Genomic DNA, 22,706 nt, shown 5'->3' on the forward strand with positions numbered 1-22,706 from the left:
TCAAATGCGATTGGCAAGCATTATATTACTGCTGCTTGTAATATTGGTAAGCAGTCAACATATAAACGCTTTGCCGTCTTCTGAAGAAGGGAGTGTTATTTCAGAAAATAGCAAGGTAACTGTACCATTTGAGATTGTTCAGAAGGGGAAAAAGCAATCTGAGGGAGAGAGCAAAGAAGTGCTGGATGCAGAGACATATGAACAACAGTTGGCCGAAACGAAATCCCATCTTTTACTAGTAAATGAACAAGAGGTTAACCGTCTGCTGCGGGAAAAGCAGCAAGCCCAGGAAGAGCGTATAAAAGCGCAAAATATAGGATTAATCGTTGGTGGAATATTTATAGTTATTATTTTGATCTCGCTTTACATGTTGTATCGGGGGAAGAAAGAACGGGATCAAATGAATGCCGTATTACAGGAAGAACGGAAAAACCTGGAAGAGTTAAATGAAGTGAAGGATAAGTTGCTGGCTATTGCTTCTCACGATTTGCGTTCACCACTTTCCTCTCTCAGGGGAATGCTTGAGCTCTTTAAAGATAATAAGCTTACCGAAAAGGAGCGTCGGCAGATGTTAAGCGAGCTGGAGATTCGACTTGATCAAAACATCAATCTATTAGATAATTTATTGGTATGGGCCCGGGATCAAATGTCGGGACTTACAATAAACCAAAAGTCTCTTTCAGCCCGCCAGATAACGGATATGGTAATGAGTGAGCATCATTCTGCTGCCGAGTATAAGGGGGTGAGCCTTGTAAATAATGTGAGAGAAGACTTGAAAGTAAAAGCGGATGAAACTCTATTGCAACTTGTTCTCAGAAATTTGATTTCAAATGCTGTTAAATTTACCGATGAGGGCGATCAGATAGAGATAGAAGCAGAGAGTACCGGTAACGAAATATTATTCATGGTTATGGATTCAGGTATTGGTATTCCCCGAGAAAAGCAGGAGGGAATATTCAGTATAAACAGTAAATCGCGTGCAGGAACTCATAATGAACAAGGTAGTGGGCTTGGACTTGGACTATGTAAGGAATTTATTACAAAAATGGGTGGATCAATTAGTGTGGAGAGTGAAGAGGGAGAGGGAACGACGTTTGTATTCAGTCTGCCAATAGCTCACTCTGAGCCTTTGGAACTCAAGCAGTAAAAATCGGGTAAGATAAAAAGGGTATATATCTATTAGTAATATGCGTATATTCATCCTTTTTATAATCTGATTACATTAAACGAATAACGAATTTATCATAAATAAAAGATCATGCTTCAAGAGTTACTAGACAAAATTGACAAGAAAGAATTTACTGTAGGTATTATAGGGCTGGGATATGTAGGGCTACCACTCATGTGGACTTTTCATGAAAATGATATGCCGGTTATCGGTTTCGATATAGATAAAGATAAGATAAACTGTATTAATGAAGGTCGTCCGTATATTAAACATCTCGGCAAAGAGATGATGCAGAAACTGGCAAAAAGTGACCGTGTTGATGCAACGACTGACTTTAAGCGTCTATCAGAAGCTGATGCTCTGATGATGTGTGTGCCCACACCATTGGACGAACATCGCGAGCCCGATATGCAATATGTAGAACGGACCTGCTTTACCGTTGGAGAAAATCTTCGAAAAGGTCAGCTGGTAATCTTGGAATCGACCACCTATCCCGGTACGACCGAGGAACTGATTATTCCGATACTGGAATCCAAATCGGGTCTTACTTCGGGAGAAGATTTCTATGTAGCTTACAGTCCCGAGCGAGAAGATCCCGGAAACCCCAATTTCAATACTTCTAAAATACCCAAGGTGGTAGGAGGACATGGAGAGGATGCAATCAAACTGGCTTGTGCTCTTTATGATACCTCAATTGTGCAGACGGTTCCTGTTTCAAATACCAAGACAGCTGAAGCGGTAAAAATAACTGAAAATGTATTTCGGGCCGTGAACATTGCTTTGGTTAACGAGCTAAAGGTAGTATTTCAACAAATGGGAATTGATGTGCATGAGGTTTTGGATGCGGCCGATACCAAGCCTTTTGGCTTCATGAAATTTGTACCGGGACCGGGTTTGGGCGGACACTGTATTCCTATCGATCCCTTTTATTTGACCTGGAAGGCGCGGGAATACGAACAGAATACCCGTTTTATTGAGCTGGCTGGTGAGATTAATACCTCCATGCCGCAATATGTGGTTAATCAGACCTTAAAAGCGCTAAATGCCCACAAAAAACCGATGAATGGCAGTAAGGTATTGGTTATTGGTTTGGCTTATAAGCCTGATGTAGACGATATGCGTGAATCACCTACCTTCAAGATAATGGACCTGGTGGATAAGTATGGTGCTGAAGTATCCTACTATGATCCCCACATCCCGGAAGTAAAGCCTACGCGAGAGCACGATTACTGGACTGGCACAAAAAGCGTAAATTGGGATGAAGAGACCATTAGTGGGTTCGATGCCGTTATTATTTCCACGAATCATTCGGATATTGATTATCAGCAGCTAGCCGAATGGAGTGACTGTATTATTGACAGCCGCCATGAAATGAATGGTATCAATCGGAAATCGGATATTCATATTTGGCAGGCCTAGAAAGCATTAGTCAATATTCATGCCCGGAATCTGTCCCCGCAGCTCACCGCTGGGGTGTTCATAGCTGGTTATATTGATAAAGAGTTCGCCGTCTTTGAGTAGTGGCTTTTGTGCGTCATTAAGGGTAAAGGCATTGTTCTTTGGTTTTATCACGCCACCGGTCCGTTCCTCATTGACTTCAACCTCGAGCCGGAACAGCATATTTCCGGGTTTCCCTTTTTCTCCAACCATGATGTAGGCGCCTCTGAAGGCGCCTACTAAATTTTTAAAGTCACCTTTCACCTTTAAGGTATCATTCTCAAAGCTAACTGTCGCCATCCCTGAACCCGATGTGGGCACAGATGGTGAGTGGTTATATCCGGCCAGAATTATTTTATGCGCCTGTTGTGCAGTACTTTTTTCTACGCTCATAGAGAGACACAGCACAAAAGCGATAAAGAATGTCAGGATACTTCTTCTTCGTAGTGTCATAGTAATTTCCTTTTTTTAGTGGTTTCCCAACAAGTAATAAACTAAATAAATACGAGAATTATTGTTACCTGCCAGTTCTTAGATTTAATAGCTTTATAAACTTCAAATTCAGTTTATCCTGAACACCTGTTGAAAGATCTTATGGAATGTGTAAATAATGGCTTAGAAGTGTATTTGCTTTAGATCCTGCCCAGTCATCAGGGCGAAAATACCGGATTATCAGGTCAGAGTACGGAATGACACTTATTTTCATAAATAGATCGAGGAAGTGGAGTAAAGATCCCAAAGCTAATAGACCTGACAGGTCGCAGAAAACCTGTCAGGTCTTTGTATTAGTAAAATATTTGATAAATAACTATTCCTTGACCAAGCTAAGCTGATCAAGTTCCTCATTTATAAAGCTGATTTCATCATCGCTTAATTCGATGGAAACCGCTTTGGCATTTTGTTCAGCCTGTTCCGGATTACGTGCGCCTACCAATGCAATAGTGATACCCGGCTGCTCAATGGTCCATTTAATAACCAGCTGGGCCAGGGTCGCATCTTTTTCGTCAGCAAGAGGCTGGATAGCATCTAGAAAACGATTAGTTCGCCGGATATTCTCATCAGAAAAATAAAATTCATTGGGCCTGGTATCACCTTCCGCAAATGAATAGCCCGGTTCCATCTTGCCTGTCAGGAGACCTCGTTGCAGGGGACTATAGGCCAGAATTCCCTTATTATTTGCGATACAGTGAGGCACTACCTCTTCCTTAATATCCCTGCGTACCATACTGTAAGGCACCTGGTTAGATGCTAGCTTAATAACGGTTTCCGCTTCTTTCATTTGAGCCACATCGTAGTTGCAAACCCCAGCTTCGCGGATTTTTCCGTCCTTTTTCAATTGATAAACCGCCTCCATCGTTTCAGTAATTGGAGTAGTAGGATCGGGCCAGTGAATTTGGTACAGGTCTATATAATCGGTATCAAGGCGCCGGAGACTCTCTTCGCATTCCTTAATAATTCCATCCTTTCCGGCGTATTTATGAATCTTAATATCGTTGCCGTCATTGTCTTTGCTGTCGAAGTGGAAGGCTCCTTTTGTGGTATCCCAGCGCAGGCCAAATTTTGTGAGGATCTGAACCTTATCGCGTGGATAGTCCTTGATGGCTTCTCCGACAATTTCTTCGCTTAGTCCCTGTCCGTAGGCCGGAGCGGTATCAATAGAAGTGACCCCGTGATCATAGGCTGTGCGAATGGCTTCCACCGCATTATTTTGTTCGGTTCCGCCCCACATCCAACCGCCGGCAGCCCATGCGCCAAAAGTAACGGCCGAGAGCGTTAAATCGCTAGATCCAATTTTTCTGTATTCCATGTATCCACTGGTTTTGTTTATTAAAAAGTTATTGAAAGGTAATAAAAACTAACTCTTTTCAAAGTTACTCTCTGTGTAAAAAAACTTTAGCCGGAGTAAATTTCTCAGCTTTTTCTTCTTTCGATTGGCAAAAGCTGAGAACAGTGTATTTTTTATTTTGATTGAAACAAATTCCGCGGATTCAGGTTTAAGAAAAACAGCCATTAAAAGTAGGATGAGGCGTTAAATCATTATCAGGGTCAATAAAATTTAATGAAACCATGAATCGCAATGACTTTACCAATAACAATGGAGGCATGTCTTCAGGGAATCCGGGAAGTAGTGATCAAAACCGTAATAAACGGGATGAGGTAGAAAGAAGGATTGATCTAAAGAAAATATTTGCTGCTTTTAAGCAGCACAAAAAACTAATTCTTGGTTCTATATTTTTATGTATGGTTGGGGCGTTAGTTTACTCTTACCAGGTTACTCCTGTTTACGAGGGGATCGGTTCAATTATGATTCAGGAAACTTCACAGGATCGGTCTGCTGAGAATGGTGAGCTGGCAAATCTACTTAACAAGACCTATGCCGTTGGTGCTAACAGTACCTTGGAAAATGAGCTTCAATTTCTTCGTTCCCGTCAAATATCCCTGAATATGGCAAGTGAAATATTGGATAGACAACGAATGGAGAATGGAGAAATATATCCAATTTTATGGAAAAACTATCCGGAAGATTCCACCGTTGTCAGTCAGGATACTTTGGTTAACCGTATACAAAAGAAGATAAACTTTAGTCAGAAAGCTACCGAAGCTAATTTAGTTCAGGTTACTTTTGAAAGCCCTTCGCGATTAGAAGCAAAGGACATGGTCGATTTGGCAATGGAGACATATACCAACACTTCTACTAATATAAACCGGAAAACAGCCAATTCGGCCGTAGAATTTTTGGAAGAAGAGCGGAATCGACTGGAAAATAAACTAAAGGAGTCAGAGCAACGTCTCCGCAGTTTTATGAATCAAAGTAATGTAGTAGAGGTCGATGCCCAAACTCAGGAGCTTATTACCAGTTTGAGTCAGCTGGAGACGGAACGACAAACAGTGAAGGCAGACTTAGTGGCCGTAAATTCTGCAATTGAGGAGTACAAGAAACGTTTAGATAATATTAAGCCCGGGCTTTCCGAGCAATATTCTGAGGTTTCAGGTCCACGGTTAGAACGCTATCAGTATCAGCTTGCTGAGTTGCAGACCCGTAAGACATTATATCTTTCAAAAAATCCCGGCTTGAAAAATGACGAGAATCCCCCTGAAGAATTTAAAAAGCTTAATAGGGAGATTGAGTATATGAAAGAGGAAATTAAGAAGTTAACGGGAGAGCTGACCTCTGAAAAAGATCAATATCTTGGTATGCTATCTAATTCCGATGGCGGAGTAACTCAAGATGTTAGTGAGATTAATCAAAGACTGGTAGAATTACAGGCCGAAAAAAATCAGTACGAAGCCAAAGCAGAGGTTTTGGACGAACGGCTACAGGAGGAGCGCCAATTTTTTGGCAATCTTCCTGATAATATGATGGATCTTGCCCGATTGAGAAGGGACCATGAAATCAACGAGCAGATGTATCGAACCGTTTCGGATCAATACAATGAAATGATGCTTTGGCAAAAGACTCAATTTGGTGTGGGACGAGTTGTTGACGAAGCCTATGTCCCCCAAGAACCCGTTAAGCCCAACAGGAAGCTTTATTTGTTGGTAAGTTTTTTCATCGGAGGTATCTTTAGCATTGGATACCTAACCATCCGGAATTCATTCGGTGATAAAATTACCAGTATTGAAGAATTGCGAGCCAGGGATTATCCGGTTTTAGGAATAATTCCCGTATTGCAAAAAGCAACTAAGAAGAAGGTTTCTTCCAGTAAAATAAATGTTGTAGACAGGGAAATTTCTTCTGATCTGATTTCCGTACATGACCCTATTTCACCCGGTGCGGAAGCATTTCGACGAATGAATTATAACATTATATATGCCCAGTCGGATGATGACTCGGGGAAAACCATTTTGATCACAAGCTCGACGAAGGGCGAGGGTAAAACAACAACGGTTAGTAATTTAGCCGTGCTGCTGGCCGAAGCGAAAAAGAAAGTGATTGTCGTTGATACGGATCTTGGTAAGCCCAGTATGCATAATATGTTTGGGATAGATCGTTCGCCCGGCGTTGTGGATGTGATTCGTGGAGATGTGAAACTGGAAAATGCCATTCAATCTCCTTCCTATTTATCTGATAACGTAGATATTTTACCCAGCGGTAGCCAGACAACAAATCCAGCTGCTATCAATCAAAATCCTAAATTTGAATACCTGCTGGAAAACCTCGGGATGCACTACGACTATGTGCTTATTGATACTGCACCCTATGGTATCGTTACAGATGCAGCTCCTATTATGAAGCTGGTAGACGGAATTGTAGTAGTTACAAGATTCAGGAAAACAGAAGAAGTTGAACTGGATCATACCCTGGACTATCTGCATAAAATTCGAGCGAATATACTTGGATTCGCCATTACGGCTTTTGATCCGTCAAAGAGCACGGATTACTATAACAGGTCGAGCTACTATCAATCCACTTATAACGATTATTATTCTCATACTAAAGATATGTCATACTAAAGATGTGATGTTCCATTAATCAGGATAGTATTCAGTTATACACATTATTTAACTCTAAAACTTTCACCTCCATTATTATGCTGAAAGACATTGTATATAATCTTATAATCGTTTTATTTCTTGTAGCAATGGCTTATCCGGCCACAGCGCAAGTACAGGGCAGGCAACTACAATACAGTGATCAGTTTCGGATGGCCGAGCGGATTATTCGTATCGCGGAGCCCGGCGAGTTTGCTGATACCCTTAATGTGTGGGGAGATGTAAATAGTGCCGGCCGGTATCTTGTCCCGAAGTCTACCAAATTACCAGAGCTCATTTCCTACAGTTTTGGCCCGACAAGTTTTCGGAGTAATGAAACTTCACTGGACTGGTCAAAGGTACGGTTGGAAATTAAAGTTTCCCGCTATAACGAGAGTAATAAACGGGTAAATGTGAAAACATTTAATTACCGTTATAAGGACCCGGAACCGGAGGAGATGTTTGAATATGATTTACAGAATAACGATATAGTAACACTGCAGGTAAAGCGCCGTCCTGCCTTCATCGATTATGTACGGGTTATAGCTCCTGTCATATCCAGTGCGGCTGCAGGGTTTTTACTTGTTGAGCGTCTCAGATAAATAATCTGGTTTTGAACCTTTTTTATAAATAAGGGTGGCTATAGAAATTGATTGACAAGCTAAAGGCGGAAGCCAGGGAGGTGCTAGATGGAAAGGGACTAAAGTCAATTTTAGTAAAAGGTGCCAGTCTCGTATTTGTCATTCGGGTAGGAGGTGCGGGTCTGACGTATTTTTCAGAAATTTTTTTAGCCCGCATATTAGGAGCTGAAATATACGGACCTTACGTATATGCACTATCTTGGGCTATCCTCCTGGCTATACCAGCCGGTTTGGGATTTTCCACCGGGGTAATGCGATTTATTCCTGACTATCTTACGAATAGGCAAACGGGATTATTTAAAGGTATAATTGTCCAAAGCTGGGCGGTTACACTGGGTGCGGGTGCTTTGGTAGCGGTGGTAGCCTCGTTTATTGTAGAACTCTATGGCCCTGGTTTCCAAAGTTTAGCCGGATTAACCTTGCTGTTAGGATTTTGCATTATTCCTTTACGTGCCCTGCTAAGTTTACAGCAGGGTATGGCGAAAGCTGAAAACAAAATGGCTCTCGCTTTTACACCACAAGTCATCGTTCTGCCGATACTAATAGTTACAAGCCTTTTTTTGTATAAGGCCTATCATGGTAATGTAAGTATTATCAATACTATGGTGCTGGTAATCTTATGCCATGTACTTTCGGTCGGCGGGCAGTTTTTGGTCTATCTCAAGAATAACTGGCAGAAGATTAGCAATGTAAAGGCTCGGTTTGAAACCCCTACCTGGCTAAGGGTATCACTACCGTTAATGCTTGTATCCAGTTTTTTAGTGGTGATACAGCGCAGCGATCTTATCTTAGTCGGGGCTATGATAGGTCCGGAAGAAGCGGGGATATATAATGCTGCTTCCCGAACGGCTGCCTTGGTAAGTTTTATCTTGTCAGCGGTTAATGCTATTGCCGCTCCCACTATTGCTAAACTTTATGCGGAAGAAAAGCATAATGCCATGAGGGAGTTAGCGAAAAAAATTGCTCAATATGTTTTTTGGCCAACTCTTTTAATCAGTCTCGTGCTGATTGCAGGTTCAGGTTTAATACTTTCCCTTTTTGGTAGTGAATTTGTAGAGGGAAGAACCATTTTGATCATTTTGGTTTTTGGTCAACTGGCAAATGCCAGTGTAGGATCCGTAGGATATTTTATGAATATGACCGGGAATCAAGACCAAAGTGCCAAAGTGTTTGGCATTAGCGCTGTCATAAATATTCTGCTTAATATCGTTGGGATTTACTTGTATGGAGCTATTGGGGCCGCTATAGCAACGGCTATCTCCATGGTCATTTGGAATGTATGGCTATATGCATTGGTCAAGAAAAATCTGAATATAGATTCGTCTATTTTTTCAACCTTTAAAAGATAATGAGTTTATGAAATTTGGAGTTCGAGAGATAAACGGCGTTTTAAAGGAAATCATTTCAAACTCTGTTGATTACTTTAAAACAAAATATCGCCGTCAAAAGGCGATCGATAATATGCAGAATTTTGATGATCTGCCCGAGCGGGTTATGGGAAAGACAAAAGGCTTGTTCGTGTTGTCCACTGGTCGTTGCGGGACAGACTTTGTTACCCATTTACTGAAACAGTCCGATACCCTGCATGTTGAACACGAGGCTATACCCAGATTAGCGACTGCCTCAAGATATCTTTACGACAATGATCTGGTAAACCATAAAGGAGGGAAAGCTGCTTTCCTGGCGGCGCGATACCATCTTATTCAGGATGCCTACATGTTCGAAAAAAGATATGTGGAAACAAACAACCGATTGACATTTTTTGCCCCGTCCGTCCGAGATCTTATGCCCGAAGCAAAGTTTGTTCACATAGTCAGACATCCCGGTGCATTTGTCCGCAGCGGCATGCGCAGAGGATACTATACTAGTGATTATATAGCTGATTATGGGAAAATACGTCCTATTGAAAAGGATGTAGCCTTTGATAAATGGGATACCTATTCAAGGATTGAAAAGGTATCCTGGTTATGGAATCGGACAAATCAGATGATTGAGGACTTTAAAGAGAGTTGTCCACAAAGGGTCATGACAGTAAAATCAGAAGAATTGTTTAAGCAGCCGGATGCAGTGGTTACAGAGATCCTAAACTTTGTTAATGAACCACAGCCAAGACAACTGAAAACGGACTTGGGGCCTAAGAATAAACAGCGTAGTGGCAATTTTCCGCGGTATGAGCATTGGAAAGGTGAGGATAAGGCAAAGTTGCAAGCGATAGCAGGAGAGCTCGCCAAAAAATATGATTATAAGGTATGAATAAAGTTGGCGGCTATATCATAAGCTTTTTAAGCTTTGAATTACTACTGGTGCTTTTTTTGAATGCCGGGCGGTATAAAGCGGATCCGAGGTTTGCCTGGGTGCCGGTAGATTTGACCGCTCTCTTCCTTGTATTAAGTGTAGCCGCAGGTGTTTATATCTTAATCTATAAAGATCTCTTCTTTGTACTCGATTCTCTAAAATTAAATTTTATCTATTTTATATTTGTCGGGTACGTTTTGTTAAGTTTCTTCTGGACACCGGGAGAAATATATGCCAGTGAAAAAGCCATGTATATAGCAACGCTGGTGTATTGGCCCCTGCTGGCAACTAGCATCATTGTTTCCTCCCGTACCGAACGGTTGAAGCGCTTTATAATCCTGGTGGTCTTCTTTTCATTTTGGATTGCAGTGGAAACTTTTATTGCCTATCAACAATCAGGGGGACGGATGGTCACCGCTCTCGGTGGAAATTATTTGGGAATCGGACGAGTACTGGGACCTGCCGTACTGATTATATTAGGATATATCCTGTATTATTCCAGATCTACAATATTGAAAATAGCAGGGTTGGGCATAATCGGTTTTTTACTCTATTTACTTTTTGTCGTAGGGGGACGCGGACCCTTACTGGCAACACTCATTCCTATTTCGATACCTCTTCTGGCCAGTATCAAATTTGAATCGGCTTCGGTAATATGGATCAAAAGGTCGTTTACATTTCTAGCTGCGGTTGTCGTTTTGTCGATCGCCAGCATGGTGTACCTTATGAACCAAGAGGACGCACCAGCGACTCTACGTCGATTAGAACTCTTATTGGAAAGTAATGATGGGATGGGCGGATCAGCCCAAGCCCGCTTTTCTTATTATGTTACCACCCTCGAACTATGGATAAAACAGCCGTTAATTGGGTATGGAGTGGGAAGCTGGCCGGTTTTAGTTGAAGGTACTGATGCACGCGGCTATCCTCATAATATTATTCTGGAGACGCTATTCGAATTTGGTATCGCCGGGATGTTGATTATGACAACCTTATTTGTCTATGCCCTTCGCAATTTGGGATCCTGGAAAGTCATACAATCGAATCCATATCGGTTAATTATTCTGATGGTCTTTGCAAACGCACTGCTTAACGCATTTGTAAGTGGGGATATACCGGATAATCGATTTTTATTTGCCACCTTGGGTCTAATGATGTTGCCGAAAACTAAGGAAGATCAAGTGGAAGAATAGGCTTTGGCTATGGATATAAGTAGGACTGGATTAACTGTTCCAACAAATACTACATCCAGTAAATATGTTGGTTTTAAATTTCAAACAAATAAACCCGATTAACTTTTTTATCAGATGAATAAAATTGTACATATATCTTCTGTACATGAGCTTTTTGACAATCGGATATTCTGGAAAGAATGTAAAAGTTTGAGTGAGAAATATGATTTAACCTTAATCATTCCTCATGCAGAAAGTGGAAAGGTTGAAGGTATTCCGGTTATCGGTTTAGAAAGGCAATCATCCCGTGTAAAGCGTATGTTGATTACGACCATGCAAGCCTTCCAACACGCGCTCGAAGAGGATGCCCAGTTATATCATCTGCACGATCCGGAGCTTATTCCGGTAGGACTATTGCTACGTATGAAGGGCAAGAAGGTGATTTTTGATATGCATGAAAACGTACCGGGCTCCATCAGGTCGAAGGGATGGGTTCCTAAAAGTATTCGAAAGATACTGTGCACCCTTTACCATGGATTCGAGAAATTAACCTTAAATCGTTTTGGGATAATTTTTGCTGAGGAATCCTATGAGCGGGAATATCCGTGGATACGCACTTCTGAGACCGTGTTAAATATGCCGAAAGCCCATAAGATTGCGCGTATTCATAAAAAGAAGCAACAAACTCCAACCATTGGATATATCGGACGAATTGGACCCAATCGTGGTAGCGCTATTTTACTGGATGCACTAAAAGTACTCGACAAACAGGGGATGGAAGTTCACTTCGAGTGCGTGGGAGGTGGGGCGGATCCCCATTTAAATCAATTGCAAGAAATAGCCCAGAGTAATGATTTAACTCTTCGCCTCCATGGGTTTTTAAAACCGGAAGATGGACTCAAGATCATGGCTGGTTGCCATATCGGAATGGCAATATTGATGCCTGTACCAAATTACCTGGAATCACTGCCCACCAAAATCTTTGAATATATGGCGCTGGGTCTTCCTGTGATAGCATCTGACTTCCCGCTTTATAGAAGTATAGTAGAAGAGGAAGAGTGTGGTATCTGTGTGGATCCGGAAAATGAACATGGGATAGCCGAAGCAATTCAGTGGCTGATTCGTAACCCCAATAAAGCCAGAGAAATGGGAGAAAGAGGGAGGCAGGCGGTACTAGAGAAATATAGTTGGCAAAATGAGGCAAAGAAGCTGCATGAATTTTACGAGCAAGTTATTGATTGACAATAACTTAAGTCTGAAAGTGAGCAGAAAGGATTTTCTGGGGGAACAATTTAAGGCCTTTTGCAATACATAGTATACTGTAATTGTATCTACGGCTTGATACAAAACAGGGATGAGGGATGTTTTCTGGTTAAAATTATTGGCTTACGGCTGCCATTAATTTATTCCCTGTATTCTTAGTTCTACCATTCTCAGTATAATGGGGAAGTAATTCTTAGGATCAATAACATGTATTTTGGAAGAAATATCCTCGCTATTTTAACGCTTAGTTTAATTATAAGCATACCTTTTTTCATAAACAGCTGTTCCGATAACAAAGAGCTGGCAAAGCAAACAGAAATAGCGGATATGCTTTTGGGTATGTCCTCACCCGTAGTTACGGATAGTACCTTCAAGGTATTTGACGGGACGCGTTACGTTCCGCAGCCGTGGCCGCTGGACAACTACGGACTGAGCCCGCTTCGCATTGCCTATCCGCCGTCCCTGTGGGGGCAAAGCACCAGCGAGCTGGAAGGGACCACCACCATGCCTGACCAGGAGAAGCTGGCCCGGATCGTCCGCGATGCGGCCGGCAACGGCACCCGGAACATGGTGATCAATATTGAGCACTGGCCCCTGGAAGGCGACCAAGAGACCGTCCAGGCCAATTTGGACCGGTTTATGACGGTGGTGGACTGGGTCAAGGCCGAAGACCCGGACATGCAGGTTGGCTTTTACGGGGTCCCGCCGATCCGCAGCTTCTGGAACTCCACCAAAAACGTGGATTCGGGCAGCTACCAGGAATGGAAGCAGCAAAACGAAGATCTGCAACTGCTGGCCGACAAAGTGGATGCCTTTTATCCCTCCCTGTATACGTTTAACGACGACAAGGAGTACTGGGTAAAAGAGGCCAAAGCCCAGATTGAAATGGCGCGCCACTTAAATGGGGACAACCCGGTATATGTGTTTTTATGGCCCCAGTACCACCCGTATTACGAGGAATTTGGAGGGCGGTTTATTGAGCAGGATTTTTGGGAGCTGCAGCTGCAGACCGCCCGCAAGTATGCTGATGGAATTGTGTTGTGGATGCCCCGCAAAGATAAAGAGGACTGGGACAACGATGCTCCCTGGTGGGTGGCCACCCGGCAGTTCATGGTCGACCTCGGTAAGGTCGAATAGCTACTTTTCGCGGCATTTTTAATGCGGAGGCTTTAGTCCAGACTATTCTGATGCACACCATCTTTTTTTGTATAGGGAGAGATAGAAAAAGGGGATCCTTTCTATCCCCGGATGCCAGATAAGAGACTAATCTGATATAAATCCTCTGCTAAATATCGGGAAGCAAGCCAGTTCGCTAATTAATACAAATTTATCTTTTATTTTTACGTATATATACGTATATTTACGAAAAATTACGTATATAAATAAAGGATATCATTTTGGACGAATACTACTGACCCATATGGTTTGGACGGTCCATTGATACAAGTTTGAAGTGTACTTCTTTGGCTTCTTAGGAATTATAGCTGTAGTTAAATAAGCGTATTCACTTCTTATTATATACCTCAATAACAACCAATTATCTTGTCCTGGACTATCCCTATCTAAAATAGGAAGGATGAGTTATAACTTTACAACACACATAATGTACACCAATAACAAAGCTAACAATACCTATGTTAGCCCATCTTACCTCACTAACATATTTACATGGACAAAGTATATTTTTGTAATTCTCCTCATAGCGAGTTGTGCTGATAGTGAAAATACTATCACTGGTACCGATTCAAGTATCCCTGAAAGAGAGATGGCAACCTCTGAACCACTGGTATCTGATAGTAACTTTAAAGTTTTTGACGGCACAAATTTTACTCCCAAACCCGATGAGCTGGCCGAATCAGGCATGGATTATTTTGTTATGGCCAATACTCACGACATGTGGGGCAAAAGCCCGGGACAGCTGCAGGGGACAACAACCCTGCCCGACCAGGAACTAATTAATGAATTTGCCAATAATGCAATTTTAGCTTCTACAGAGCTTTCTATTAGCATACCGCACTGGTCGTTAACTGGGAATGATACCGAGGTGCAGGAAGCAGTAAGCCGATATATCAATGTCATCGATCAGTTCAAAGAAACCGAACCCAATTTAAATATTGGCTTGTACCGTTCGATCCCGATTCATAAGGTCTCACGCTCAACGAAGCCCACAGATTCGGATGCGTATCAAAGCTGGATAGAGATGAATACCCGGCTCCAAAGCCTGGCCGACCAGGTGGATATCTTTTATCCCTCCCTGTACACTTATACTGATGACCGGGAAAAGTGGGTAACCGATGCCAAAGAGCAAATTAAGCTTGCCCATGAGTTGAACGGGGATAACCCGGTGTATGTAATTTTGTGGCCTAAGTATCATCCTTATTATGATGGATATGAAGACAGGGCCATCGAGCAGGATTTCTGGCAGTTGCAGCTCGAGACCGCCCGCAAGTATGCCGATGGAGTAGTTATTGCCACGCCGGGCAGCATGGAATGGGATAATACCGCTCCATGGTGGAATGAAACCCAGCAGTTTTTGACTGATTTGGGGAAAACATCAGCTCCAGACTATTGGGATAGTATCGAGTTGCCGGTAGTTTCAGACAGCGAATTTAAAGTGCTCGACGGCACAAATTTTCGTCCCAAACCCGATGAGTTAACTCAGTCAGGGATAGAATATTTCAAGATGGCAAACTCTTCGGAGATGTGGGGACAAAGTCTCGGACAATTGCGGGGGACAATAACCCTGCCCGACAAGGAACTTGTCAATAATATTGCCCATGATGCTGCCCTGGGACCCAATGAGCTTTCCCTGAATATCCAGCACTGGCCGTTAACTGGGAATGATACTGAGGTGCAGGAAGCGATGAACAGATATGTTGAGGTTATAAATTGGCTTAATGAAGCTGAGCCTAATTTAGATGTAGGTTTATACCGGTCACTGCCGGTCCAAAAGGTGTCGAGGTCGACCAAGCCTGAGAATTCAATTGCGTATCAGAGCTGGATAGAGATGAATACCCGGCTCCAAAGCCTGGCCGACCAGGTGGATATCTTTTATCCCTCCCTGTACACTTATACTGATGACCGGGAAAAGTGGGTAACCGATGCCAAAGAGCAAATTAAGCTTGCTCATGAGTTGAACGGGGATAACCCGGTGTACGTCATATTGTGGCCTAAGTATCATCCTTATTATGATGGATATGAAGACAGGGCCATCGAGCAGGATTTCTGGCAGTTGCAGCTGCAGACCGCCCGCAAGTATGCCGATGGAGTAGTTATTGCCACGCCGGGCAGCATGGAATGGGATAGTACCGCTCCATGGTGGAATGAAACCCAGCAGTTTTTGACTGATTTGGGGAAAGAACCTACAAATACCGACGGCAATTTTCCGGTAGTATCTGACGAGGCCTTCAAGGTATTTGACGGGACGCGTTACGTTCCGCAGCCGTGGCCGCTGGACAACTACGGACTGAGCCCGCTTCGCATTGCCTATCCGCCGTCCCTGTGGGGGCAAAGCACCAGCGAGCTGGAAGGGACCACCACCATGCCCGACCAGGAGAAGCTGGCCCGGATCGTCCGCGATGCGACCGGCAACGGCACCCGGGATATGGTGATCAATATTGAGCACTGGCCCCTGGAAGGCGACCAAGAGACCGTCCAGGCCAATTTGGACCGGTTTATGACGGTAGTGGACTGGGTCAAGGCCGAAGACCCGGACATGCAGGTTGGCTTTTACGGGGTCCCGCCGATCCGCAGCTTCTGGAACTCCACCAAAAACGTGGATTCGGGCAGCTACCAGGAATGGAAGCAGCAAAACGAAGATCTGCAACTGCTGGCCGACAAAGTGGATGCCTTTTATCCCTCCCTGTATACGTTTAACGACGACAAGGAGTACTGGGTAAAAGAGGCCAAAGCCCAGATTGAAATGGCGCGCCACTTAAATGGGGACAACCCGGTGTATGTGTTTTTGTGGCCCCAGTACCACCCGTATTACGAGGAATTTGGAGGGCGGTTTATTGAGCAGGATTTTTGGGAGCTGCAGCTGCAGACCGCCCGCAAGTATGCTGATGGAATTGTGTTGTGGATGCCCCGCAAAGATAAAGAGGACTGGGACAACGATGCTCCCTGGTGGGTGGCCACCCGGCAGTTCATGGTCGACCTCGGTAAGGTCGATTGGGCTAACTAGCAGTTAGAATATTATATATAATTTAGATCGATTATTTGTTATGAGATAAATAAACCAGGAAGAGTTTCTGCCTGTAAAATTGAGCCGTAAGATCCGCTTATTTAGAAACGGGTCTTATGGCTTTTTTATTTATGGATGTAATTTTAGATGTGTATAAGTAATATTGGCATTAAAAGCTGCCCCCCCCTTGCCATTTTACGTTGCTATGACCCCCCTTTTCTTATTATGTATCGAACTATTTACTTTGGCACTAAATCTAAAAGCTCTCTTTACGGAAATTGGAGGTGTGCCAGTAGTTTCATTGGGTAAGATTTTTAAATAACAATGAAACATCTTTGTGATAATTGAATTAAAAGGATTCAACCAGAGAAAAAATTATCGATAATATATACTGGCTGTTTTAGCATGGCCCGTTTTAAGCTTTATATATCCCTTATTTTTTTATTGCTATTCACATTATCCGTTAAAGAGGATGAACCTGAAAATGTTCTTGCGACAGCAACGGATAGTACAGGAAATATGGTTCCTGATTCATCATTTGTTGTTTTTGACGGTACGGGATATAGAGAGAAGCCAGACTTAACCCAATATGGTTTAAAGCCGATCCATATTATTTATCCCACCCGGTTGTGGAAAAAGACGACCCAGGAGCTTAAGGGCACAACAAGCTTACCCTTTGACAGCCTCCTTGAAAAACAAGCTGAAAAGGCTCGTCAGGAAAACGATATTGCAGTTATCGATATCGAGCACTGGCCTATTAAAGGAAATGCGCAAACCGTTGAGCAAAGTGTTGACCGCTATATAGAAGTCCTGGAATCATTCAGGAAATTAACGCCCGATATGCAATACGGATTTTATAGCCTGCCGCCGGTTCATGATTACTGGAATGCCATACAGGATACCTCCTCATCACGGTACCGGGAATGGGAAGAAAAAAATCGTCATCTTGAGGAGCTTGCAAGCAAGGTAGATGTGTTCTTCCCTTCTCTTTATACATACTATCAAGACCGACAGCGATGGGTACGTTATGCTATCGCTAATATTAAACAGGCAAGAAAATATAACGAAGATAAACCGGTATATGTGTTTTTATGGCCGCAGTATCACGGGTATAACAAGAAGCTAAAAGGGGAGTTTCTCGATCCCGATTTCTGGAAAATACAGCTTAAAACAGCCCGTAAGTATGCCGATGGTATCGTAATTTGGACTCCTTCGCGGCTTGAATGGGATAGTAATGCAGACTGGTGGAAGGTAACGAAAGATTTTTTGCAAAAATTGGATAATAAAAATACTGATGCAGGGATTACACAATAAATCAAAAAATAATTATGAAAGACCTTGAAAGATTATTGAGTAATGTTTTAAGAGATAATATACCTATCAATAATTGGTGTTGGAGGTCAGAAAAGTATTGATACTCTGTAATTCGGCATATTTTTAAACTTATAGCTGAGTATAAGATCCATGAAGATTATTTATTTGCATCAATATTTTAATACGCCATCAATGTATGGAGGTACCCGTTCCTATGAAATGGGGCGGCGATTCGTGGACTGGGGACATGAAGTGCATATGATAACCTCAGACCGGTCGGAATCAACCGACAAAACGGACTGGTACAGAACGGAAGAAAGCGGCATACAGGTACATTGGTTACCGGTAGCTTATTCCAATAAAATGGGATTTAAAAATCGGGTCAAAGCCTTTCTAAAATTTGCTACTTATGCTTCATCCAAGGCTGCATCGCTGGAGGGGGATGTGGTCTTTGCAACAAGTACACCGCTGACCATTGCGATACCAGGAATATTCGCTTCCAAAATAAAAGGCAGGCCGATGGTCTTTGAGGTCAGGGATCTCTGGCCGGAACTTCCCATTGCCATCGGTGCTCTCCAGAATAAACTATTGATTTATATGGCACAATGGTTGGAAAGAAGAGCTTATAATAACGCCTCCCAAGTGGTAGCCCTATCTCCCGGAATGAAAGCAGGGATTTTGCGCACGGGTTATCCAGAAAATAAGGTTCATATGATTCCGAATAGCTGCGATATAGGGCTGTTTGATGTACCCGAAGAAGAAGGTCTAAAGTTCAGGAAAAACCATGAATGGCTTGGAGATCGTCCCCTGGTTATTTATGCAGGCACCTTTGGCAAGATTAACGACGTTTGCTACTTGGTGAGGGTCGCAGCCGAGATGAAAAAGATCGCCCCGGAAGTACGATTTTTAATTGTGGGGAGAGGGGCAGAAGAACAAAAAATAAGATCACTGGCTAAAGAACTGGATGTATTAAATAGCAATGTTTTTATGCCTGGCAAGTTGGCAAAAGAGGAGATGCCCGCTCTTTTTTCGGCTGCTGATATCACTACTTCTCTTTTTATGGATCTCGAAGAAATGTGGGCAAATTCGGCCAATAAATTTTTTGACGGACTGGCATCAGGTACACCCATTGCGATAAATTATTATGGCTGGCAGGCTGAAGTCCTTCAAGAAAATGATGCCGGACTTGTTATTCCGCCCAATGATTTTAAAAAGGCTGCTGCTAAATTATCAGAACATCTGTCTGATAAGAAGTGGCAAAAAAGGGCAGGAAAAAATGCAAAGTCACTCGCAAAAGAAAGATATAACAGAAACCTGTTGGCTAAGCAATTAGAAGCTGCACTGCTGGCTGCCGTTGAAAATGCATAGAGGTATTTGAACTCCTTGTGAAGAACCAACGAACTAAATCCGTATGAAACCTAATCAAAATGATATACTGAAGCGGCTGCTTGACATTGTCACAAGTGTAGCCGGCCTTATTTTTTTATCGCCGGTATATTTAGTATTGGGACTGGTCATATATTTTAAATTAGGATTGCCCATTATTTTTAAACAAAAACGACCGGGATTGCATGGCGAGCCATTTATAATGTATAAGTTTCGGTCCATGACTAATGAGCGAGATGATCAGGGGAATCTGCTTGATAATGAGGAACGGCTCACACCCTTTGGAAAGAAACTGCGGAGCACCAGTCTCGATGAACTGCCCGAGTTAGTCAATGTGTTGAAAGGAGATATGAGCTTGGTCGGTCCGCGTCCGCTAAAGATGGAATACCTTCCCCGCTACTCAGAAGAGCAGGCTAGGCGTCACGAAGTACGGCCGGGGGTTACCGGCTGGGCCCAGGTAAATGGGCGAAATGCCGTTAGCTGGGAAAAGAGATTTGAGATGGATGTATGGTATGTAGATCATCATTCCCTGTGGCTTGATATAAAAATAATAGCCAAAACGCTGAATATCGTTTTAACAAAACAGGGAGTTTCACCCGGCGGGGACAAGGTCATAACCGTACCCTTTCAGGGATCCGATAACAATGAGCAATAGAAACAGTTTAACTGATTTGCAGTATCAGTAATAAACTCTTTGAATTTCATATATACGAAAACAGAAATGGTAAAATGCTAAAAGAAGAAATCAAGTATCAGGACGTCACTGAAAAATTTGAAAAAGATCGTAGGTACGAAGAATTCATAGAGGCGTTTAACAATCACCTCGAACCGTTTGAACAGGAACACTACAGGGAGCTGGAAGAGACATTGCCAAGCGTGCATGTTATTGGGGTTCCCCGATCCGGTACTACTCTATTAACCCAGCTTATTTATTCACACCTCGACGTCGGATATATCAACAACCTGATTGCCCGTTTTTGGAAGGCTCCGGTCTCAGCTATTCGAATATCTAAAAAACTTCTGGGGGATAATTACTCTTCCACTCTCTCTTCAGATTATGGTAAAACAGAAAAAATTTATGAACCGAATGAGTTTAATTATCTGTGGTACGATTTGTTGAGCTATGATACCCACTATCAAAAGACAGAAGAACAGGCTAAAGATATAGATTGGGAGCGAGTAGGCCGGACCCTTAAAAATATGTTGTGGGCCTATGAAAAACCCATAGCCTTTAAATCATTTATGCTCGGCTGGCATGCCCGGCGGATGCAAAAAACGCTCAATAAAACCTGCTTCGTTTGGATTAAAAGGGCCCCTATAGATACGGCATTATCATTGTTGGACCTACGCCGGAGCCTCTTCGGAACTGTTGACCGTTGGGCCTCATTTAAACCCCAAAACTTTGAGCAGCTTCGCGATCTTACTCCCTGGGAACAGGTGGCCGGACAGGTATATTACCTGGAAAAGGCCTATCACAAACAGATTGACCAGTTACCGGAATCTAACTACTTGGTACTGCAATATGAAGATGTGTGTAGGGATCCGCTTGAAACAATTACTGCCATTAAATCATTAATCAACAACAACGGAGCTGAAGTACACCTTACAGCTGACGACCCTTCGCCCCAGCAGCCCTCAAAAAAGAAGGGCGACGACTACGCCGAATATGAGAAGGTTTGTGAGGCACTGGACTTATTGTATAAATAGCTAATAAATAAAGTATTAACGTGTATTATCCATGAATATATTAATTACTTCCGCAGGAAGGAGGGTTTCTCTGGTTCGTGCTTTCCGGAAAGAAGCCCGGAAAGTTGAATCGGAATCAAAAATATTTACTGTTGATTTAAATCCTGGGCTCTCCTCGGCCTGCCAAATATCAGATCGCAGTTTTAAAGTTCCGAAAGTTACCAGTCCTGATTATATCTCTACGCTCACAGATCTATGTGCGGACCACAATGTGGATTTACTTATCCCAACTATCGATCCGGAATTACCCATACTTTCCGAAAACAAAGAGCAAATGGAAAAGAGTGGGGTAAAGGTGGTGGTATCACAGAAAGAGCTGGTAAAAGCATGTCAGGATAAGCGGAATACAATAGCATTTTTTGAGGAAAAAGATATTCCAACGCCGCAAATTATAGAAAGAGACAATTTAAGATATCCTATTTATGCCAAGCCCTGTGATGGCAGCAGTAGTGAAAATAATTATGTAATAAAAGATGCTTCCGAGCTGCGGGATTATCATCTGGAAGATGAAAAACTGCTTTTCTTTGAATATCTGGATCACCAGATGCACGATGAATATACCCTTGATTTATACTACGACCGCAATTCAGATTTAAAATGTGTGGTGCCCAGAAAACGTATTGAAGTAAGGGGTGGAGAAGTAAACAAAGGTCTGACCGAAAAGAATCTGCTTGTTACTTATGTCAAAGAGAAGCTGGGCTATATATCCGGGGCAAGAGGATGTCTTACCCTGCAGCTCTTTTTGAATAAAGAAACTCAGGATATCCATGGAATAGAGATTAATCCCCGTTTTGGAGGTGGATATCCGCTCAGTTATCTGTCCGGGGCGAACTTCCCAAAGTGGCTGATCGAAGAATACCTGTTTGACCAACCCATAGAATACTATGAGAAGTGGGAGGCAAACCTACTAATGCTAAGATATGATGATGAGGTGCTGGTGCATGGCTATGGTAATTAGTGATAAAAGCGTGGTTGTTTTTGATCTCGATGATACGCTGTATAAGGAGGTGGATTATCTGAAATCAGCTTTCCGGGAGATTGCACAGGTTCTGGAAAAAGAGTCCGGGCAGCCAGGCCTGTTTGAAAGAATGATGAGCCTTTACCGAGACGATGAAGAAGTGTTCGGAACCATCATCGAAGAATATCAGGTAGAGATAAAAACCAAGAGCGATCTGATCCAGATGTACCGAAACCATGAACCGGATATATATCTCGAAGACCATATTGCTGATAAATTGAAGGAAATTAAACGTAATGGTATGACCACCGGCTTGATCACAGACGGACGAAGTCATACCCAAAGAAATAAGCTGAAGAGCCTCGGGCTTCAAAATTATTTTGATGAAGTTCTTATATCAGAAGAATTTGGCAGTAAAAAGCCTGATCCCGGAACTTTTGCGTATATACAAGATAAACTAGAGGGCGAGGGTTATATATATATCGGCGATAATATTCAGAAAGACTTTATAGCCCCAAATAACCTGGGGTGGGATACCGTCTGTTTATTGGAAGACGGTACAAATATTCATCCACAGAATAGTTCGGTAATAAACGAGGAGGTGCAGAGGCCAGACGTTTTTATAAAAGATTTCAGTGAAATAAAAATCGAGCAAAAATAGACAATTTATTTA

General features: G+C 42.7%; 18 protein-coding genes. 16 read left to right on the plus strand and 2 right to left on the minus strand.

What is annotated here, in order from left to right:
• The first annotated feature begins 70 nt into the window (after positions 1-70).
• Positions 71-1,147 carry a sensor histidine kinase gene (locus ABEB05_RS08695; RefSeq protein WP_345694262.1) on the plus strand — a complete coding sequence of 359 codons (1,077 nt, stop codon included), beginning with the start codon at positions 71-73 and terminating at the stop codon, positions 1,145-1,147.
• Between the two features lie 111 nt (positions 1,148-1,258).
• Positions 1,259-2,587, plus strand: a complete 1,329-nt coding sequence (locus ABEB05_RS08700; protein ID WP_265789364.1) for a nucleotide sugar dehydrogenase — start codon at positions 1,259-1,261, stop codon at positions 2,585-2,587.
• 6 nt (positions 2,588-2,593) lie between these two features.
• Here ABEB05_RS08700 and ABEB05_RS08705 read toward each other — a convergent pair whose 3' ends face one another.
• Positions 2,594-3,058, minus strand: a complete 465-nt coding sequence (locus ABEB05_RS08705; RefSeq protein ID WP_265789365.1) for a CHRD domain-containing protein — start codon at positions 3,056-3,058, stop codon at positions 2,594-2,596.
• Between the two features lie 355 nt (positions 3,059-3,413).
• Positions 3,414-4,412, minus strand: a complete 999-nt coding sequence (locus ABEB05_RS08710; RefSeq protein WP_265789366.1) for an aldo/keto reductase — start codon at positions 4,410-4,412, stop codon at positions 3,414-3,416.
• A gap of 260 nt (positions 4,413-4,672) precedes the next feature.
• Between ABEB05_RS08710 and ABEB05_RS08715 the strand changes: the two genes are divergently transcribed.
• The 14 genes from ABEB05_RS08715 to ABEB05_RS08780 all read left to right on the plus strand — a co-directional run bounded on the left by ABEB05_RS08715 (position 4,673) and on the right by ABEB05_RS08780 (position 22,694).
• Positions 4,673-7,060 carry a GumC family protein gene (locus ABEB05_RS08715; protein ID WP_265789367.1) on the plus strand — a complete coding sequence of 796 codons (2,388 nt, stop codon included), beginning with the start codon at positions 4,673-4,675 and terminating at the stop codon, positions 7,058-7,060.
• A gap of 77 nt (positions 7,061-7,137) precedes the next feature.
• Positions 7,138-7,680: a hypothetical protein gene (locus tag ABEB05_RS08720; RefSeq protein ID WP_265789368.1), complete on the plus strand. Its 543-nt coding sequence runs from the start codon at positions 7,138-7,140 to the stop codon at positions 7,678-7,680.
• A gap of 47 nt (positions 7,681-7,727) precedes the next feature.
• Complete coding sequence (locus ABEB05_RS08725) at positions 7,728-9,068, plus strand: flippase (RefSeq protein WP_265789370.1); 1,341 nt, start codon at positions 7,728-7,730, stop codon at positions 9,066-9,068.
• Positions 9,069-9,075: 7 nt separating this feature from the next.
• The gene (locus ABEB05_RS08730) at positions 9,076-9,972 is read left to right on the plus strand and encodes a sulfotransferase (protein ID WP_265789371.1); all 897 of its coding nucleotides are present in this window, start codon (positions 9,076-9,078) and stop codon (positions 9,970-9,972) included.
• Positions 9,969-11,204, plus strand: a complete 1,236-nt coding sequence (locus ABEB05_RS08735) for an O-antigen ligase family protein (protein ID WP_265789372.1) — start codon at positions 9,969-9,971, stop codon at positions 11,202-11,204. The genes ABEB05_RS08730 and ABEB05_RS08735 overlap by 4 nt, the downstream gene beginning before the upstream one ends.
• A gap of 114 nt (positions 11,205-11,318) precedes the next feature.
• Positions 11,319-12,425 carry a glycosyltransferase family 4 protein gene (locus ABEB05_RS08740; RefSeq protein ID WP_265789373.1) on the plus strand — a complete coding sequence of 369 codons (1,107 nt, stop codon included), beginning with the start codon at positions 11,319-11,321 and terminating at the stop codon, positions 12,423-12,425.
• Positions 12,426-12,653: 228 nt separating this feature from the next.
• Positions 12,654-13,583, plus strand: a complete 930-nt coding sequence (locus ABEB05_RS08745) for a hypothetical protein (RefSeq protein ID WP_265789374.1) — start codon at positions 12,654-12,656, stop codon at positions 13,581-13,583.
• Between the two features lie 628 nt (positions 13,584-14,211).
• Positions 14,212-16,629 carry a hypothetical protein gene (locus ABEB05_RS08750; RefSeq protein WP_265789376.1) on the plus strand — a complete coding sequence of 806 codons (2,418 nt, stop codon included), beginning with the start codon at positions 14,212-14,214 and terminating at the stop codon, positions 16,627-16,629.
• Between the two features lie 405 nt (positions 16,630-17,034).
• On the plus strand, positions 17,035-17,943 hold the full coding sequence (locus ABEB05_RS08755; RefSeq protein WP_265789378.1) for an SGNH/GDSL hydrolase family protein: 909 nt from the start codon (positions 17,035-17,037) through the stop codon (positions 17,941-17,943).
• A 150-nt stretch (positions 17,944-18,093) separates the two neighbouring features.
• The gene (locus ABEB05_RS08760; protein WP_265789379.1) at positions 18,094-19,311 is read left to right on the plus strand and encodes a glycosyltransferase family 4 protein; all 1,218 of its coding nucleotides are present in this window, start codon (positions 18,094-18,096) and stop codon (positions 19,309-19,311) included.
• 43 nt (positions 19,312-19,354) lie between these two features.
• Entirely contained in the window at positions 19,355-19,984 is a 630-nt protein-coding gene (locus ABEB05_RS08765; protein ID WP_265789381.1) for a sugar transferase, read from the plus strand.
• A 74-nt stretch (positions 19,985-20,058) separates the two neighbouring features.
• A complete protein-coding gene (locus ABEB05_RS08770; protein ID WP_265789384.1) occupies positions 20,059-21,036 on the plus strand; it encodes a sulfotransferase in 978 nt (325 codons plus the stop codon).
• 31 nt (positions 21,037-21,067) lie between these two features.
• Positions 21,068-22,033 (plus strand): ATP-grasp domain-containing protein, encoded by a 966-nt coding sequence (locus ABEB05_RS08775; RefSeq protein WP_265789386.1) that lies wholly within the window; start codon positions 21,068-21,070, stop codon positions 22,031-22,033.
• Positions 22,017-22,694, plus strand: a complete 678-nt coding sequence (locus ABEB05_RS08780) for an HAD family hydrolase (RefSeq protein WP_265789387.1) — start codon at positions 22,017-22,019, stop codon at positions 22,692-22,694. Before ABEB05_RS08775 ends, ABEB05_RS08780 begins: the two co-directional genes overlap by 17 nt.
• Positions 22,695-22,706: the final 12 nt, after the last annotated feature.

The organism is Fodinibius salicampi (assembly GCF_039545095.1).
Taxonomy (GTDB): domain Bacteria; phylum Bacteroidota; class Rhodothermia; order Balneolales; family Balneolaceae; genus Fodinibius; species Fodinibius salicampi.